Genomic DNA, 14958 nt, shown 5'->3' with positions numbered 1-14958 from the left:
ACTGTATACATCAACATGTAACATTTATGAGCACGAACATGAGTCAAGCAGATATCAAATGGGACCAACAAGTACGATTTCGACTAATTGAGATCATTGCTCTTTGGGAGGGTCGACTGACGACAAATCACCTATGTGATGCTTTTCACATAGGGAGACAACAAGCTTCTAGGGATATCAACAAGTACATTAGCTTAACTGACCAAGGTCAATTGATACTGGATAGAACAATTAAAGGCTATAGGCCAGCAGACAACTTTAAGCCTTTATTTACTCAAGGCACTGCTCATGAGTATCTACTTATGCTTCATCAGCAATATAACCAAGAAGAGACCTTCGAGTTCTTTAATTGGGGGGAAGCTCAATCGACCGTATTGAACGTTCCTGAAAGGGCTATATCACCAAGCATTGTTCGAGGATTAATTGCGGCAGCAAGGGCTAACCTTCGCGTCGATATTGACTATGTATCGCTCTCTACACCTGAGGTTCGAGGTCGAATTATTGCGCCTCACAGCTTAGTCTATGATGGGATCAGGTGGCATGTAAGAGCATATTGTGAAGAGAAAAATGAATTTCGAGATTTCGTGTTAAGTCGCTTTAGGAACGAACCTGACTTAATGGATAAGTCACCAAAAATGCGAGAACATGATGACAACTGGAACCATCAAGTTAAGTTAATGATTACACCTAACCCTTACTTGTCTGAGCAACAACAAGTTGTTGTTGCTGACGACTACGCTATGAAAAACAAGAAGATGGAAATAGTAACTCGTGGAGCTTTAGTCAGTTATTACTTGCGACGTATGGGCGTCATACAAGACCAAAAGCTGCTAAAAGAACAACCAGAAGCCTATCAATTGACTGCTCACTTTGACGAAAGTCTACCTAGATAAATCAAGGTTCGTTCGAGACAACCCGATAAGATTGGTGATGTTCTAGATGGAACATTATCTGTCTACTCGAAACTAGGGCTGACTGTATTTATGGTGTAAAGATCCATGAATAAACGCTCCTTGCTGAATGCTTTAAAACAGCAGCCTACACCTATTGTAAAGTGACGACTAAAAACACCCTACATTTCACTCGATAAGTTTTTAGCTAATATTCCTTTTCTGATACCAAATAACCTCTGACACATCACAATCAAAGTACTGACATAAGGCATCAAGAGTTTTTGTGGTTGTAGTTTACCCTTCATCTCGGATCATTTTCGCCATGGCCGAACGCTGAATACCTATTTCGGCAGCAATTTGAGCTCCAGAGATCTTCCGTCCCTCTTCCGCTGATTTTTTATCTATAAGTTCCTTTAAGTTATATCTAATCACACATCAATTCCTAAAAGATATAATAATGTGTCTTGATAAAACACAAACAATGGAGGTCAAATGGACCAATTATTACTTACAGCAAAAGAGCTTGCAGGTCGTATCAAATTTAGCGCCAACTATATCAATTCGACTCTGCGAGATTCAATTTTCATCGAAGGTAAACACTACATTCGACCATTCAATGGTAGAAAAATTCTCTACATTTGGGAAGAGGTAGAGGCAGAATTATACCAATCTGCATCACGTAACCTTCAGTATATTCCAATGGCTGGCGGGAGGGTGTGTCATGGGTAGTATCAATTCACGTAGCGGTAAGCTCTATCTCGACTTCCGATATGAAGGTATGCGTTGCCGTGAGCAAACTGCACTGCCTGCAACTCAAGTAAACCAACGCAAGCTACAGAAACTGCTAAATCAAATTGAAGCGGACATTCGCCTGAGTTGTTTTGTATATAGTGAGTACTTCCCTGAGTCTAAGAAAGCTCAAACATTTTTGAAACAAGACATCCAAGCTCAAAAACGCAAACAGGAATTACTTGGTAATTACAAAACGGCAGTACAAGGGCTACAAGGAATTGAAACTGTCTTGTTCGAAAGCTTCGCACAGGAGTGGTACGACGAAAACGAAGTGCGTTGGAAAGAAAGCTATAAGGACAGTATGAAGATCTACTTATGGTCGTACCTTGTACCTCACTTCGGGCGTTTAGACGTCGCGAAGATCTCTCGACCTGACATCTTAAAGTACCGTGCTTCTTTAGTGAAACCGCGTAACAACGGCAAAAAATTATCTGCCGAGTTCATTAATCATGTCATGACACCACTGCGCATGATTTTGAGCGAAGCCGGAGATCGCTATGATTTTCGTTCGACGTTTGAAAACATCAAACCACTACGTGTTGAACGCACTAATGTAAACCCGTTTGATTTTAACGAAGTGAACTTGTTTTTATCATCGGTACGTTCCGATTTTAAAGATTACTTCACCGTTCGTTTCTTCACCGGAATGCGCACCTCAGAGATCGATGGTCTGAAATGGAAGTACGTAGATTTTGAGCGTGGTTTAATTTCAGTTCGAGAAACGTTTGTACACGGCCGTTCAGACACAACGAAAACGGTGGGTTCAACAAGAGACATTCAAATGTCATCTGTTGTACTTAAAGCTATAAAATCCCAATACAAAGTGACTGGTACTAAGGAGTATGTGTTCTGCAATGCAGCTGGAAACCCTTTAGATAAAGGTAACGTCAGAGACCGAATCTGGAAGCCGACACTTAAAAACTTGGGAATGGAATATCGCCGCCCTTATGAGACTCGACATACGGCTGCAACATTATGGTTAGCAGCCGGAGAAGCACCTGAGTGGATAGCTCGCCAAATGGGCCATACCACTACAAAAATGCTGTTCACAGTTTACAGCCGATATATACCAAACCTAACCAGGCAAGACGGCAGTGCTTTTGAAAAGTTATTAGATGCTAATTTAAATGGAGGAAAGTAAATGGCTTATTCACCTCTAGCTATTCACTGCACCAGTTTGTGCTGTGACATTCTTCAGGCTCAGCGTTTTCAGAAAATCTCTCATCAAGATATTGATTGGCTATACGATGAAATTTACGAACTTATCAAGCAACGTACTGAACTGTGGCCAGATAAATTCCATCATGAACATGTCTTTATTGATTCAGTCACGCGCGGTGTACTAAAAGCACTACATCTATGTAAAGACAAACCAAATAATCGAGATGCCAGTTGGCTGTTGATTGCAATGCAATCACGGATCAGTTTTTCTTTGAAGCAATTGCATTAATGAGAGCTACTCAAAAAAGAGCCAAATGAACCCATGTTTATTTGGCTCTTTTCTATTTCCCATTTTTGAACATTTCTATACTCTGCTTGAATCTACCCTCACCTACAACTGGCGCCTAGTTCACCTTGAAATAACTCATCAGCCATCACCCGTTAACAAGAACACTATAATTTGTTGCACACCCACTTCACTGGCCGCACAAAGTTAACGTTGATAACTTGAGCCTAAGTTCTATAGTAGTTTTGCATTAACCGTAGTGCTGGACCCTTCAAACCGCACCAGACTCAGATTAACGAGAGCATTCTTTTTAAAAATGTGCTGATGACTATTTCTTAAATGTTCTGTTACTCCAAACTGTAGATGCTTAGAAGGTTGTCACAGCATGGTCACCACGCGGTCACAAATCGAGTTTGAGAGATATGAGTCACTTAGCTCATCCAATAATTATTCAACGGGGAGGCAGACAAGAATGATGCTATTTAAGGTACTTTCCAGAAACGCAGACACAAAAAAGCCCACGCTAGGTGGGCTTTTTGCTTGTTCAGAAAGAACGAATTTGGTGCCCGCTACTGGACTCGAACCAGTGACACCTTGCATGTCATGCAAGTACTCTAACCAACTGAGCTAAGCGGGCGATGTTCTAATTTCTTATTACTACCATTGTGACAAACTCAATAGTTATGCAATAAAAACTAAAGAAGGAATGGTGCGTCCGAGTGAACTCGAATCACCGACCCCCGCCATGTCAAGGCGGTACTCTAACCAACTGAGCTACGGACGCATTCCCTTAGAACGCCAACGATGATATCCATGATAAACAGATGGTGCAAGTATTAACTGGCATCTTGCGATTCGTTTGCTCACTTTGCAATCAAAGACATAACAACATGTCGATTTTACACCCAGATTATCGTCAAACCGCTGAAAAACAAAGTTTAGTTAGAAAAAATTCTAATCCTTGATGACAACCAATTAACTAACCTAATGTGTTCAATTTGGGATTTTTGTTGTCTATACCGTTTTTCTTGGCCTTTACAGTAACCATACAGGTATAGATCAATGCCTATATTTAGTGTCAAAAATTTTGCTTGCCCACTGGGTTACCGTAGTATTTTGATCATTATAAGTGAAAGGCACGCAGAGGCTTTGTAACTCACTGAAATACATCATTCATAAAAATCACCACGATTTTGTAATCGTCGTCATCGAATTACTAGGCCGCAATGACTAAATTCGGATTTTTCATATAAAGTGGCCGGGTTATTACCAACATACATAAATACGATAGCACTCTATAGTCGAAAAACATCAGCTACAATTAATCTCCCTCAAGAGCAACAATCTATAAGCAATTCAAAACCCAACCCCACACATCATAGCTATTTTGAATACATACAGCACAGTAATACATAATGAAATTTGCATAATGGTAAAGCGCGCCTATATTCATAACCTGTAGGAATCAATAATCTAAATTCAATGCTATACGTGAATTTATGGTTTACGATAAATACAAGTGTGAAAAATAGGGAATAAATTATGAAAAAATCACATATCGCCATTGCAGTGGTGAGCATACTATCGACATCTGCCGTATCGGCAGCGACCATTTATGAGACAGATGAAACAGTATTCAATATCGGCGGCCGCGCAGAAGTTCGAGGGAATTTCTCTGATGCGAATAAAAGTGCTGGTAATAGTAGCACCTATAGTGATAGATCACGTGTCCGCTTAAGTGTCGATGGCACACAAAAAGCGTCGGACGATATTTCCTTTTTTGGGAAATATGAATTCGAACTAACAGAGTCTGAAGATGGCGCATCAGATGATATCGGCATTAACACTCGATTCTTATATACGGGTGTTCAAACCAATCACGGTAACGTCTATTATGGCCACCAAAATAATGCCGTTACCTACTTAACCGATTGGACGGATATGGCTGAAACCTTCAGCGGCTATATCAATGAATACACGGTGTCGACTGCTGATCGAGCAAAAAATGTTTTACGTTATGAACTGACAAGCGACAACATCACCTTTCAAATTGATGGCAATTTCAATTCAGATAGTGAATCAGCACAAAGTGACGGCTTCGGTGCAGTTGTCGCCGGCAGCACTTCGATTGGGTTAGATATTGGCGTCGGTTATGCGTCAAGTGATGAAACCTATGGCGTTGGGACAGATACAGAAACTTCTGATGCCTATATTGGTGCGGTTAAGTACACCAACGATCAGGGGGTTTGGTTCGCCGCACTCTATCAATTTGGTAGTATTTCAGGTCTAGGCGTAAAAGATTCAGACTACGATTCTGCCGATGCTTACTTGGGATACTCGTTTGGTGTCAACACCGTCAACCTGACCTACAGCTACTTTGAAGCTGACGATATTGCAGATTACGACATTAACTTTATCGGTCTAGAATACGCACGTTATATTGGCGATGTGGCCTTCTTTGGTAGTTATAAGTTTAACATGTTAGACGAGGGCGAAGGTGGGCAAGGCGATAACGACGAAGATGAGCTACAGCTCGGTATGCGTTACGCGTTTTAGTCTAAACCAATCCACTTAATATTAGTAAAGCCGAGCATAATCAATGCTCGGCTTTTTAGTTTGTATAACTTATTCGTATCTAAGCGATTGAATGGAGTCCAACCGGATGCATTACTATCGATACCAACTATTCTTCAACATCGAATACAACGTTGTAGTTTTCGGTATAGGTGCAGTTTGGCTGGCGGCTACAAGTGAAGAAGCGTCGGCCTTTGTAATCGCCTTGGCTTGCCAGTTTGATGATCATTGGGCTACCACACTTCTTACAAAATCGCACTTCTTTTGATGGCTCGATTAAATCGATGTGTGCTGCCAGTAACCTCTTCAAACGGCTCACTTGGTAGCTGTGTTTAATAGATGCACCAATCAGAGGTAAACCTGCCGATTTACACACGTGAATTAGTAGCTTTTCGCGATCGACTTTCCCTTTATTGAGCTCTTTGCCGTTATCAAGTTCGATAATAACGCGGGGCTCTAGCGTTCGCGGGTCGCAAACAACAAAGTCGAAGTAACTACGTAAGATCTTGTTGTTGGCGATAAACCAATTCTTCTTATTGTTCGTCTTAGCAGGAATAAGTACGTTCGACATGCTGACTTTAGCAAACACTTCCCCATGGTTGCCCACAGCTGATTTTAGCGCATTATAGAATGTCGCCTGTTGCGCCGACATCAACGCGCCTTTCTTCTGATAAGCGTGGTCTTTGGTGTCATCGTGTTTCACCACATACTTTTGAATAAAGTAAAAGAACACAACCAGAACAATTACAACGATAAAGATATTAGTCATTTTCCAACACAATCAAGTCTGTATAGGGATTAAGAGAGTAGCTAGCGTATGTAGAAAAGCATCACCTGGCAAGCAAAAGAGCGAGAGTTGCCAACCAGAATCACGACCTTTGAGCGCAGTGCCCAACGAGAGGTCGCTCCTTCGCTAGACACACCTCTCTTATTTTGATAATTAAATCATCAATTACACTCTAGATTGATTTAGATCAATTTACCTAGATTTGTGATCAACTAGTCTGAAAAACGTTAGGCAAATGTTAATAAGGAAATTGATATGGAACTTAAACAAGACCCAAGATGTTATACCGACGTATGTGTAGATGGTAAATGGTTCCACTATGACCACTGCGGAACCCAAGCCTACATGTTAAAGGGAGGAGCTTCGGCTGTGATTGAACTCGCTAGCGAACCAGCGACAGAAGGCGAATTGGTTGAAATGCTTCAAGGTGTCGCTAAGTAACCCACCAAGCCAAATCACAGTATGAATTAAGCGAATAAGAGTAAATAGCCGTATTAGTTCAGATAAGCACTCTTATTCGCTTAGTTATTGAAGTTCAGGTTTCTTGATTGCAGGGGATTAACTAAGTTTAGGAACTCAAATGATAACGACTTTATTGCGCCCTGACTGCTTAGCTTGATACAAAGCATCGTCTGCCGATTTCAAGTGTTTCTTATAGGTACGGCTATTCAACTGTTGCCCCGTTAGATGAGTCGTCGCACCAATCGATGTGGTTAATTCTAATGGGCCAGAATGCGTTTCAATCGGTCGGTCAGCGATCGCTTGTCTTATCAGTTCAAGCTCTTTATTAGGATCTTGATTCCCAGCCAGCAACAAAACAAACTCTTCCCCACCCCATCTTGCCACTACATCGTTTGTTGATAAGATTTTCTCTAAACGCTTAGCGACTTCCACCAGCACTTGGTCACCAATATCATGGCCATAAGTGTCATTAACTTGTTTGAAGCGGTCTAAATCTAGAATAGCGAGCGTATACCCAAACGACGACAAATGATGTGGCATCGGCTGAGTTAACCGTTGCTCTAAGTAACGCCTATTGTATAAGCCTGTCAGTTCGCATCTTGTTGATTGCTTAAGTAGTTCTTTGTTGGTCTTCTGGATCGAGCGTAACCTTATCAATAGTAACGTGGCGCTTATCATCACCATGATACCCAAAGCGACGACGATTCGATTCCGTAATTGCTGCTTATCTAATGTCAGCTCACCCAACTCTTTTTCTGCGTTAAGCAGTTCGTTTTCTTGAGCTAATGATGCCGTAGCGAAATCTTGCTCGAGTAAAAAGATATCACTCTGGCGCTTATCAAATAGCAGCGCTTTATTACCCTTGTAATAGAGCTTGAAGTAGCGAAGTGCGTTCTCGCTGTCGCCTCTTGAATCATAGTATTCAGCAAGTGTTCTTAAGCCGAGGACCTTCCAGCTGCGAGTCCCCACAACATCGAACATTGCAGACGATCGCTTTAGATCAGCAAAAACAAAATTATCTTGGTTCAAACCAATGTTCGCTAAGGCTCTATTTAGGTAACACTGCCCCAATTGAAGTGTGTATTTGTCCACGCCTGGGTATCTAAGACACAAGTTTGCGACTTGTCGTGCTGACTCAAAGTTCTTTTCCGCCAACAACACATCACTCTCTGCTTTTAATAGGATGATTTTGTATCGTTCACTCACGTTATCGCCATTTAGCTTAGCCGCACTTTGATATGCTTCTCGGCCTTTGACTAAATCACCACTGCGCAGATAAGCAAAAGACTCATTCACATGCAGCACGCCGATGGTAGACGCTTCGAGTAGTCCACTCTTGTAATAGAGCTTTTTGGCTCTTTTAATCAGCTTGAGCGCTTTAGGCCAGTCTTCCAAATAGATATAAAGCAGTGCCATATTTGACACTAACTTGCTGTTGTAGATGTGATGAGGGTACTTCTTACCAAGGTCTAAACCTTTATGGAAAAAGTATTGAGCTTCAGGAAAGTCATTGCGGATGTTATTGATGACACCAGCCGTGTTATAGGCCTTAATCAACAACTCTTCATAGTGAAGCGATTCTGCGATATCTATCGCAGCTCTGATTTGGATTTCAGATTCCGCTAGCTCACCCGTACTGATGTATTCGATCGCTAATTCAACGAGAGATTGGGCCTTTAGCCAACCCATATGTTCGTGTTGTGCGAGTGCTTTAATCTGCCTGACGTATTCGGAAACCGCTTTGGTATCCAACTTATGTTGCGCGAGGTTCGACAAAATCATCAATTCGTAAGCACGATAGATGGCTTTATCTTGGTCTGGGAACTTGGCTTGGAGAGCCTCAAGTTGTTGGGAAGCTAAATTAGGGTCACCGCGAGATACATCGAGAATATCGATCAACGCAGATCCATATTGAGAGAGTGATAACTCTTTCTCTGGACTATAAACACTCGGGTTTTCAGGGCGAATATGCTTTAAATCGTCGTCATAAGTTGGATAGAGCAAATACAGCCCCAGCACAATACTCATCAGCACCACGAAAAGGAATGAACCTAACACATTGTTTCTATTCATTTATCAGGGCCATTATTGATTGAATTCCAATTTTATTGACGTTTTTTTAAGAGCGGTCAAACATTATACCCGACAGATATACAGATTAAAATCCTGCGCACTGGTGGATCTGAATTGGGTTTTTCTCATTAATTAGAATAATCAGGCAACTTTCTTGATTTAACTCAGACAATCATCTACCTCATTGGCGTTATAGTGATTTTCCTGTTCCTACCTCCGCGGCTTCTTTTTGAACAAGCGGAAGCATAATGAGAATTAACAATGACCCAAATTAATGAACAACGTCTTGTAGAACATTTCTGCGATCTAGTGAAAATTGATAGTGAATCTCGTAACGAAAAAGCGATTGCTGAAGCTTTGGCTGAGCAACTCGGTGAACTAGGTTTTGAAGTTCACAAACTGGCGGTTCCTGAAGAAGTGTCTAATGGTTTCAACATCTACGCTCGTCTAGATGGCACTCTTCCAGGTAGCACAGTGTTCAGCTGCCACATGGACACAGTAACGCCAGGCATCGGCATTGAGCCAATCATCGAAGACGGTATCATCCGTTCAAAAGGCAACACAATTCTAGGTGGTGACGACAAGTCTGGTATCGCAGCTATCATGGAAGCGGTTCGTTGCATTAAAGCTGAAGGACAAGAGCACAAAACTATCGAGATTGCATTTACTGTATTCGAAGAAGGCGGTCTGTTCGGCTCTTTGAACTTCGATATGTCTTACATTCAATCTGAGCACGCAATCGTACTTGATACAGGCGGTCCAATTGGCACTATCGTAAACGCAGCGCCTGGCCAGCAGAAGATTGTTGCTAAAATCAAAGGTCGCCCTGCTCACGCTGGTTTAGCACCAGAAGAAGGCATCAGCGCAATTCAAGTTGCTGCAGACGCTATCACTAAGATGAACCTACTTCGTATCGATGAAGAAACGACAGCAAACGTTGGTATTGTTGAAGGTGGTCAAGCAACTAACATCGTAATGCCAGAGCTTAAAGTCGTGGCTGAAGCACGTTCTCTAAACGGCGAAAAGCTAACGGCTCAAGTTGAACATATGATCTCTACATTCCAAGAAAGTGCTAAGCAGTTCGGCGCTGAAGTAGAAATCGAATCAACTCGTGCTTACGATGCATTCGTTATTGCAGACGATCATCCGCACATTCTTTCTATCAAATCGGCGTTTGAGAAGCTTGGCGTAACAGCGAACACTAAACGCACTGGCGGCGGTAGCGATGCAAACAACTTCAACGCAAAAGGCCTGACAACAGTTAACCTTTCTACTGGTATGGCGAAAGTTCACACCACTGAAGAGTACATTGCAGTGAAAGACATGGTCGCAATCACTGAGTTTGTTGTGGCTTACGTAACGCAATAATCGAATCCATTAGTTAGGTAGTCACTTCTATCTAGCACAATGAAAAAAGCCGAGACATCATCACGATGCTCGGCTTTTTGTTGTTTAGGTGAACATAGAAGGTCGAACCTAAAACCCTCTACGCTTCCAGAATTGGCCTTCGTCTTTTGCTACTAGGTCGAATGTCTTGTCGGCGATGATGTTGCCTTTTAGCTCAACCGTCATGCGCCACTTTCCTAGCTTGTTCGAGACAGGAGCCCAGATAGTGTCACCTAAGTAGAAATCCCAGTCATTGTTACCGACATACTCCTCACCATCAAACGGTTCGAGCACTTCACCTTTGTCTGTGGTGATGTTTGGGTGATAAATGCAGTAACGGATCTTCTCACCTTTGGCTTTTTTGATATTCAGGATATAGCCAAACTCTACGTCGATTTCAGCATCAACGGTGGTGGTGAACTCTTGGATTTTTGGAAGATCTTTAGATTTTGAATCCCATGTGGAATAGATACCATAAGAAGTCATGTCGACCACAACAGAGCGCTTTGCCATTTCAATCGTTACCTTGAAGTTGTTCTATTAATTTAATTCTATTTGCCATTCAGCCACGCAAGCAGAAGAAGAACGAGGCTATTCTTGCCAGTCTTTCGCCATACGCTTAATTACTGAAGGTTCAATGTCGTGAATAGTGCCATATTGCTCTCGGCACACTTCGATAATTAATTCTGCTTTATATTTGAGTGCAAGTTGGCGGTAGGCTTTCATTTCCCAATGCTTAATAAAGGTATTCGAAACAACCACATCAAACCCTTGCTTTAAGCCGTTTTCAGCTGTGTTTTGACACCACTCATGAGCTTGTTGCAGCTGCCTAGGATCAAAATGGTACTCACCTTGCTCATTCACATAATACATATCGGCTTCGACATGCAATGCATCGTAGGTTTTTGCTTTTGTTGATTTGCCAGAGCCGGGCAACCCTCGAATGAGTATTAACTTCATCTGTCACTTTACAGGCTAATTCGAAAACATGAGTTTATCGTAAATAGTAACGAGTTGCTCTGATAACTGCCTCTGCTCAGCATACGAAAACCAAGTACTTACACACGACTCAGACAATCACTGAATACAATGAGACTCCCCTCGAAGCGCGTGGATTGCTTCTGATAGAAAACACAAATAATTTACATCTATCCATTTTGCATATCGACAAGCGTATCAAACTACTATAGATTTAGATGTATAGACGTCTACATATCTAGCTTAGGGAGAAAGCTGTGCCTATTCGCATTCCAGACCAATTGCCAGCATCCGATGTTCTTCGTGAAGAAAACATCTTCGTTATGCCGTTATCAAGAGCATCGACACAGGAAATTCGTCCACTTCGAGTCTTGATCCTCAACCTAATGCCGAAGAAGATTGAAACTGAAACTCAATTTTTACGCCTACTATCGAACAGCCCATTGCAAGTGGATGTAGAGCTGCTGCGCATTGATGACCGACCAAGTAAAAACACACCGACTGAACACCTTGATAACTTCTACCGCCAATTTGAAATGGTCAAAGAAAGAAACTTTGATGGATTGATCATCACTGGTGCGCCGCTTGGCTTGGTTCAATTTGAAGATGTGATCTACTGGGATCACCTGAAAACCATCATGGAATGGGCAAACAAGCACGTTACTTCAACGCTATACGTGTGTTGGGCGGCTCAGGCTGGTTTGAAGTTATTATATGATTTGCCAAAACGCACTCGTAAAGAGAAGCTGTCTGGTGTTTATAACCACGAGATACATAACCCATACCACCCTATTTTACGTGGCTTCGACGATACATTCTTAGCTCCGCACTCTCGCTATGCGGACTTCTCTCAAGAGTACTTAGCGGAACATACTGACCTTGATGTTCTTGCAACTTCTGATGTTGCAGGCGTATACCTAGCAGCAACCAAAGATAAGCGAAACGTGTTTGTAACGGGTCACCCTGAGTACGACTCTCACACACTTCACAATGAGTACATTCGAGATTTGGGTGAAGGCATGGAGCCTGTGATACCAATCAACTACTACCCGAATAACAATCCAGACAACAAACCGGTTGCAAGCTGGCGCAGCCACGGACACTTGTTGTTCTCAAACTGGCTAAACTACTGCGTTTACCAACAAACGCCTTACGATCTGGATCATTTCAGCGAAGACAACTTTACCAAAGACGATTAAGTTCTTTCTTCCGATTCACAAACACATAAACCGTGTTCAGTATGTTGTTGATAAAACGACGAATTGGACGCGGTTTTTTTATGGTGTGTGGGTCGCATTCCATGATAGATTTACGACTTCAATGGGTTTGATTTCATATGATGGGTTGGTGTTCATAAGGAGCTTCACATGCCTGCCAAGCCATCATTTTCAAATCCGATTTCGTTGTCCCGCCCTCTTTCGTTATCAAGTGTGGTACTACTTGCCTCGCTTTCCTTGGCCGGTTGTGTCTCTGTCACTGAAGGACCGCCAAAGATTGAAAGTGATCCTATCGCGATGTCTGAATCTCGAATCGAATTAGGTTTGGGCTATATGGGACAAGGCAATATGGTGAGAGCGCGTGAAAACCTTGAGCTCGCGATTAAACACGCACCTAGCTACTACCGTGCTCGGCTTTCAATGGCGCATTACTACGAACAAGTGGGTGAAGTAGATGAAGCGAGAAGCACTTACCGCAAAGCACTCAGTCTTGATTCAAGAAATGGCAATGTATTGAACAACTACGGTACCTTCTTGTGTAAACAGGGCGAATACGAACAAGCCGATAATTACTTCAATCGCGCCATCGACCAACCCTACTACTACTTGGTGTCTGCAAGTTATGAAAACGCCGCGTTTTGCGCATTTAAGGCTGGCAATACCGACCAAGCGAAGTACTACTTCAGCAGAGCGATTGACCACGATCCAAACCGCGTAAAATCGATACTACAGTTATCAAAAATTGAAGTGAGTGACGCCGATTACAATGACGCTCGAATCCGTTTATTCAAATTCCACCAGCGTTATGGCTATCAAATTCCATCGCTTAAAATCTTGGTCGATCTCGAAAACAAAGCAGGTAACAAAGCTCTAGAGCAGAAATATCAGAGTAAGTTAGATGAGTTGCTTTCTGCTTAGGTTATATGCAAAACACAAAAAAAACGGGCTTGTTGCGTTAACAACAAGCCCGTCCGTATTTCAGCTTAATATCTTAACTAAGTGCAGCCGCTATTTTAGCGCGATCCACTCTTGTCTTTGCTCATCGTCCATAAAGGTCCATGCGATAAAGCGACTTACCTTCTGGCCTTGTGACATCTCGACGACTTTCACTTGTTTAGCTCTAAGCTTGCCAAGCTCTGAACGAACCATATCGACGTTATCTTTCTTAGAAATCAATGTCGTAAACCACAAAACTTGAGTAGCAAAAAGTTGACTCTCTCTCGCCATCTTCATAATGAAAGCGGCTTCACCACCTGGGCACCAAAGCTCGGCTTTTTGACCACCAAAGTTTAAGGTTGGTTTATCTTGCTTAGTTGATTTATCTAACTTAACTGGCTTCTTATTCATTTCTGGCTTGAACGACTGACCGGCTTTCTTAGCACGGTTCGCCGCTAGATTATCCAGTTTACGTTGTGACCCCTTTTCAGCCTCTTCAAGAGAGCTGTGGAATGGCGGGTTACAAATAGTGACATCGTAACGTTCATTATCCTTAATCACGCCCTTAAAGATAGATTCAGAGTCAGCTTGTAGGCGAGCGCGGATCTTACCTTTTAGATTAGGGTTGCTTTCCGCTATGAAGTTCGCTGTTTTGATGGAGACTGAATCGACATCAGTACCTGTCCAGCGCCACTTATACTCTGTCGCACCAATGATTGGATAAATACAGTTTGCACCAACACCGATATCTAATGCTTTCACAGAAGCATGATTGTAAGGTTCACCTTGGCCATCGCTATTAAGGATGTCTGCCACTCTATGAATGTAGTCTGCACGACCAGGAATTGGCGGGCACAAGTAGCCAGCAGGAATATCCCAATGCTTAACGCCATAGTGATGCGCCAGTAAAGCCTTGTTAAGTAGCTTAACGGCTAATGGATCAGAGAAATTAATGGTGTCTTCGCCCACCGGGTTCTTGATCAGATGTTCTTTTAGCTCAGGCAATGCTGCAACCAATAACTCGAAGTCATAGCGACCTGTATGTTGATTTCTTGGGTGTAATCCACCTTGAGGCTTTTCAGTCGAGCGTCTTTTCTGGGCTGCGTTTTTGTTAAAAGCAGTTTTATTGAAAGAACCCTTATTCGATGACCCTTTATTCGCACCCGGTTTACCTTTGCTATCTTTTGCAAAAGGTCGCTTTGCTTTGTTGTTGTCAGCACCTTTGGGAGCACTGTTTTTGCGGTCTGATGTGTTCTTTGTAGAAATACGCTTGTCGCTGCTTGGCTTGCCTGCATTTGGCTTAATATCACCGTGCTTACGGTTACCTTGTTCAGCTTGGTTGTCTTTTGTTTTTGTTGATGAGGTACTGTTTTTCGACAGGCTTAGCGTAGTTCTATTTTGTGATTGGCTCAT

The 14958-nt window shown here is 42.4% G+C and carries 15 protein-coding genes and 2 tRNA genes; 9 read left to right on the top strand and 8 right to left on the bottom strand.

Features of this window, described 5'->3' with window-relative positions; all coding sequences use genetic code 11:
- Positions 1-38: 38 nt before the first annotated feature.
- Complete coding sequence (locus AB4493_RS08710) at positions 39-893, top strand: WYL domain-containing protein (protein ID WP_102321025.1); 855 nt, start codon at positions 39-41, stop codon at positions 891-893.
- Between the two features lie 294 nt (positions 894-1187).
- On the opposite strand, the gene AB4493_RS08705 is transcribed toward AB4493_RS08710, so the two are convergent.
- Complete coding sequence (locus tag AB4493_RS08705; protein ID WP_372154861.1) at positions 1188-1325, bottom strand: hypothetical protein; 138 nt, start codon at positions 1323-1325, stop codon at positions 1188-1190.
- A gap of 60 nt (positions 1326-1385) precedes the next feature.
- Here AB4493_RS08705 and AB4493_RS08700 point away from each other — a divergent pair, with 60 nt between their 5' ends.
- From AB4493_RS08700 to AB4493_RS08690, 3 genes are read left to right on the top strand one after another with little or no spacing between them, the layout of a single operon-like run.
- On the top strand, positions 1386-1622 hold the full coding sequence (locus AB4493_RS08700; protein WP_102321027.1) for a hypothetical protein: 237 nt from the start codon (positions 1386-1388) through the stop codon (positions 1620-1622).
- The gene (locus AB4493_RS08695) at positions 1615-2826 is read left to right on the top strand and encodes an Arm DNA-binding domain-containing protein (RefSeq protein ID WP_372154860.1); all 1212 of its coding nucleotides are present in this window, start codon (positions 1615-1617) and stop codon (positions 2824-2826) included. The genes AB4493_RS08700 and AB4493_RS08695 overlap by 8 nt, the downstream gene beginning before the upstream one ends.
- Positions 2827-3135, top strand: a complete 309-nt coding sequence (locus tag AB4493_RS08690; protein WP_102321029.1) for a hypothetical protein — start codon at positions 2827-2829, stop codon at positions 3133-3135. It begins immediately after the preceding gene.
- A gap of 557 nt (positions 3136-3692) precedes the next feature.
- Here AB4493_RS08690 and AB4493_RS08685 read toward each other — a convergent pair.
- Both AB4493_RS08685 and AB4493_RS08680 read right to left on the bottom strand, forming a co-directional pair.
- A tRNA-Val gene (locus tag AB4493_RS08685) sits at positions 3693-3769 on the bottom strand.
- Between the two features lie 70 nt (positions 3770-3839).
- A tRNA-Val gene (locus AB4493_RS08680) sits at positions 3840-3916 on the bottom strand.
- 758 nt (positions 3917-4674) lie between these two features.
- Here AB4493_RS08680 and AB4493_RS08675 point away from each other — a divergent pair.
- Positions 4675-5688: a porin gene (locus AB4493_RS08675; protein WP_065584214.1), complete on the top strand. Its 1014-nt coding sequence runs from the start codon at positions 4675-4677 to the stop codon at positions 5686-5688.
- Between the two features lie 127 nt (positions 5689-5815).
- Here the strand turns inward: AB4493_RS08675 and AB4493_RS08670 are convergent, their stop codons facing one another.
- Positions 5816-6475 carry a DUF2726 domain-containing protein gene (locus tag AB4493_RS08670; protein WP_372154858.1) on the bottom strand — a complete coding sequence of 220 codons (660 nt, stop codon included), beginning with the start codon at positions 6473-6475 and terminating at the stop codon, positions 5816-5818.
- Between the two features lie 273 nt (positions 6476-6748).
- Between AB4493_RS08670 and AB4493_RS08665 the strand changes: the two genes are divergently transcribed.
- Entirely contained in the window at positions 6749-6934 is a 186-nt protein-coding gene (locus tag AB4493_RS08665; protein WP_017059179.1) for a hypothetical protein, read from the top strand.
- A gap of 135 nt (positions 6935-7069) precedes the next feature.
- On the opposite strand, the gene AB4493_RS08660 is transcribed toward AB4493_RS08665, so the two are convergent.
- Positions 7070-9028, bottom strand: a complete 1959-nt coding sequence (locus AB4493_RS08660) for a diguanylate cyclase domain-containing protein (protein ID WP_372154857.1) — start codon at positions 9026-9028, stop codon at positions 7070-7072.
- A gap of 261 nt (positions 9029-9289) precedes the next feature.
- Here AB4493_RS08660 and AB4493_RS08655 point away from each other — a divergent pair, with 261 nt between their 5' ends.
- Positions 9290-10396, top strand: coding sequence for a M20/M25/M40 family metallo-hydrolase (locus AB4493_RS08655; protein ID WP_017059177.1), 1107 nt, complete (start codon positions 9290-9292; stop codon positions 10394-10396).
- Between the two features lie 108 nt (positions 10397-10504).
- On the opposite strand, the gene AB4493_RS08650 is transcribed toward AB4493_RS08655, so the two are convergent.
- A complete protein-coding gene (locus tag AB4493_RS08650; RefSeq protein ID WP_019824122.1) occupies positions 10505-10927 on the bottom strand; it encodes a DUF3859 domain-containing protein in 423 nt (140 codons plus the stop codon).
- Between the two features lie 78 nt (positions 10928-11005).
- The gene (locus tag AB4493_RS08645) at positions 11006-11374 is read right to left on the bottom strand and encodes an ATP-binding protein (RefSeq protein WP_017065537.1); all 369 of its coding nucleotides are present in this window, start codon (positions 11372-11374) and stop codon (positions 11006-11008) included.
- Positions 11375-11649: 275 nt separating this feature from the next.
- Between AB4493_RS08645 and metA the strand changes: the two genes are divergently transcribed.
- Both metA and pilW read left to right on the top strand, forming a co-directional pair.
- Positions 11650-12591 (top strand): homoserine O-succinyltransferase, encoded by a 942-nt coding sequence (gene metA / locus AB4493_RS08640; protein ID WP_017066439.1) that lies wholly within the window; start codon positions 11650-11652, stop codon positions 12589-12591.
- 168 nt (positions 12592-12759) lie between these two features.
- The gene (gene pilW, locus AB4493_RS08635) at positions 12760-13527 is read left to right on the top strand and encodes a type IV pilus biogenesis/stability protein PilW (RefSeq protein ID WP_017065536.1); all 768 of its coding nucleotides are present in this window, start codon (positions 12760-12762) and stop codon (positions 13525-13527) included.
- A 90-nt stretch (positions 13528-13617) separates the two neighbouring features.
- Here the strand turns inward: pilW and rlmF are convergent, their stop codons facing one another.
- Positions 13618-14958, bottom strand: a complete 1341-nt coding sequence (gene rlmF, locus AB4493_RS08630) for a 23S rRNA (adenine(1618)-N(6))-methyltransferase RlmF (RefSeq protein ID WP_372154856.1) — start codon at positions 14956-14958, stop codon at positions 13618-13620.

The sequence above is a fragment of the Vibrio sp. 10N.222.55.A1 genome, from assembly GCF_041473835.1.
GTDB classification, from domain to species: Bacteria; Pseudomonadota; Gammaproteobacteria; order Enterobacterales; family Vibrionaceae; genus Vibrio; species Vibrio crassostreae_C.
Note: the sequence above shows the minus strand (reverse complement) of the source record. Positions and strands in the feature narration are given on the sequence as shown.

Coding starts and splice junctions, on each gene's coding strand:
- AB4493_RS08700 (WP_102321027.1), top strand. CDS start 1,386: ATGGACCAATTATTACTTACAGCAAAAGAGCTTGCAGGTCGTATCAAA.
- AB4493_RS08660 (WP_372154857.1), bottom strand. CDS start 9,028: ATGAATAGAAACAATGTGTTAGGTTCATTCCTTTTCGTGGTGCTGATG.
- pilW (WP_017065536.1), top strand. CDS start 12,760: ATGCCTGCCAAGCCATCATTTTCAAATCCGATTTCGTTGTCCCGCCCT.
- AB4493_RS08710 (WP_102321025.1), top strand. CDS start 39: ATGAGTCAAGCAGATATCAAATGGGACCAACAAGTACGATTTCGACTA.
- AB4493_RS08655 (WP_017059177.1), top strand. CDS start 9,290: ATGACCCAAATTAATGAACAACGTCTTGTAGAACATTTCTGCGATCTA.
- AB4493_RS08650 (WP_019824122.1), bottom strand. CDS start 10,927: ATGGCAAAGCGCTCTGTTGTGGTCGACATGACTTCTTATGGTATCTAT.
- AB4493_RS08690 (WP_102321029.1), top strand. CDS start 2,827: ATGGCTTATTCACCTCTAGCTATTCACTGCACCAGTTTGTGCTGTGAC.
- AB4493_RS08665 (WP_017059179.1), top strand. CDS start 6,749: ATGGAACTTAAACAAGACCCAAGATGTTATACCGACGTATGTGTAGAT.
- AB4493_RS08695 (WP_372154860.1), top strand. CDS start 1,615: ATGGGTAGTATCAATTCACGTAGCGGTAAGCTCTATCTCGACTTCCGA.
- rlmF (WP_372154856.1), bottom strand. CDS start 14,958: ATGAGCCAATCACAAAATAGAACTACGCTAAGCCTGTCGAAAAACAGT.
- AB4493_RS08675 (WP_065584214.1), top strand. CDS start 4,675: ATGAAAAAATCACATATCGCCATTGCAGTGGTGAGCATACTATCGACA.
- AB4493_RS08645 (WP_017065537.1), bottom strand. CDS start 11,374: ATGAAGTTAATACTCATTCGAGGGTTGCCCGGCTCTGGCAAATCAACA.
- AB4493_RS08670 (WP_372154858.1), bottom strand. CDS start 6,475: ATGACTAATATCTTTATCGTTGTAATTGTTCTGGTTGTGTTCTTTTAC.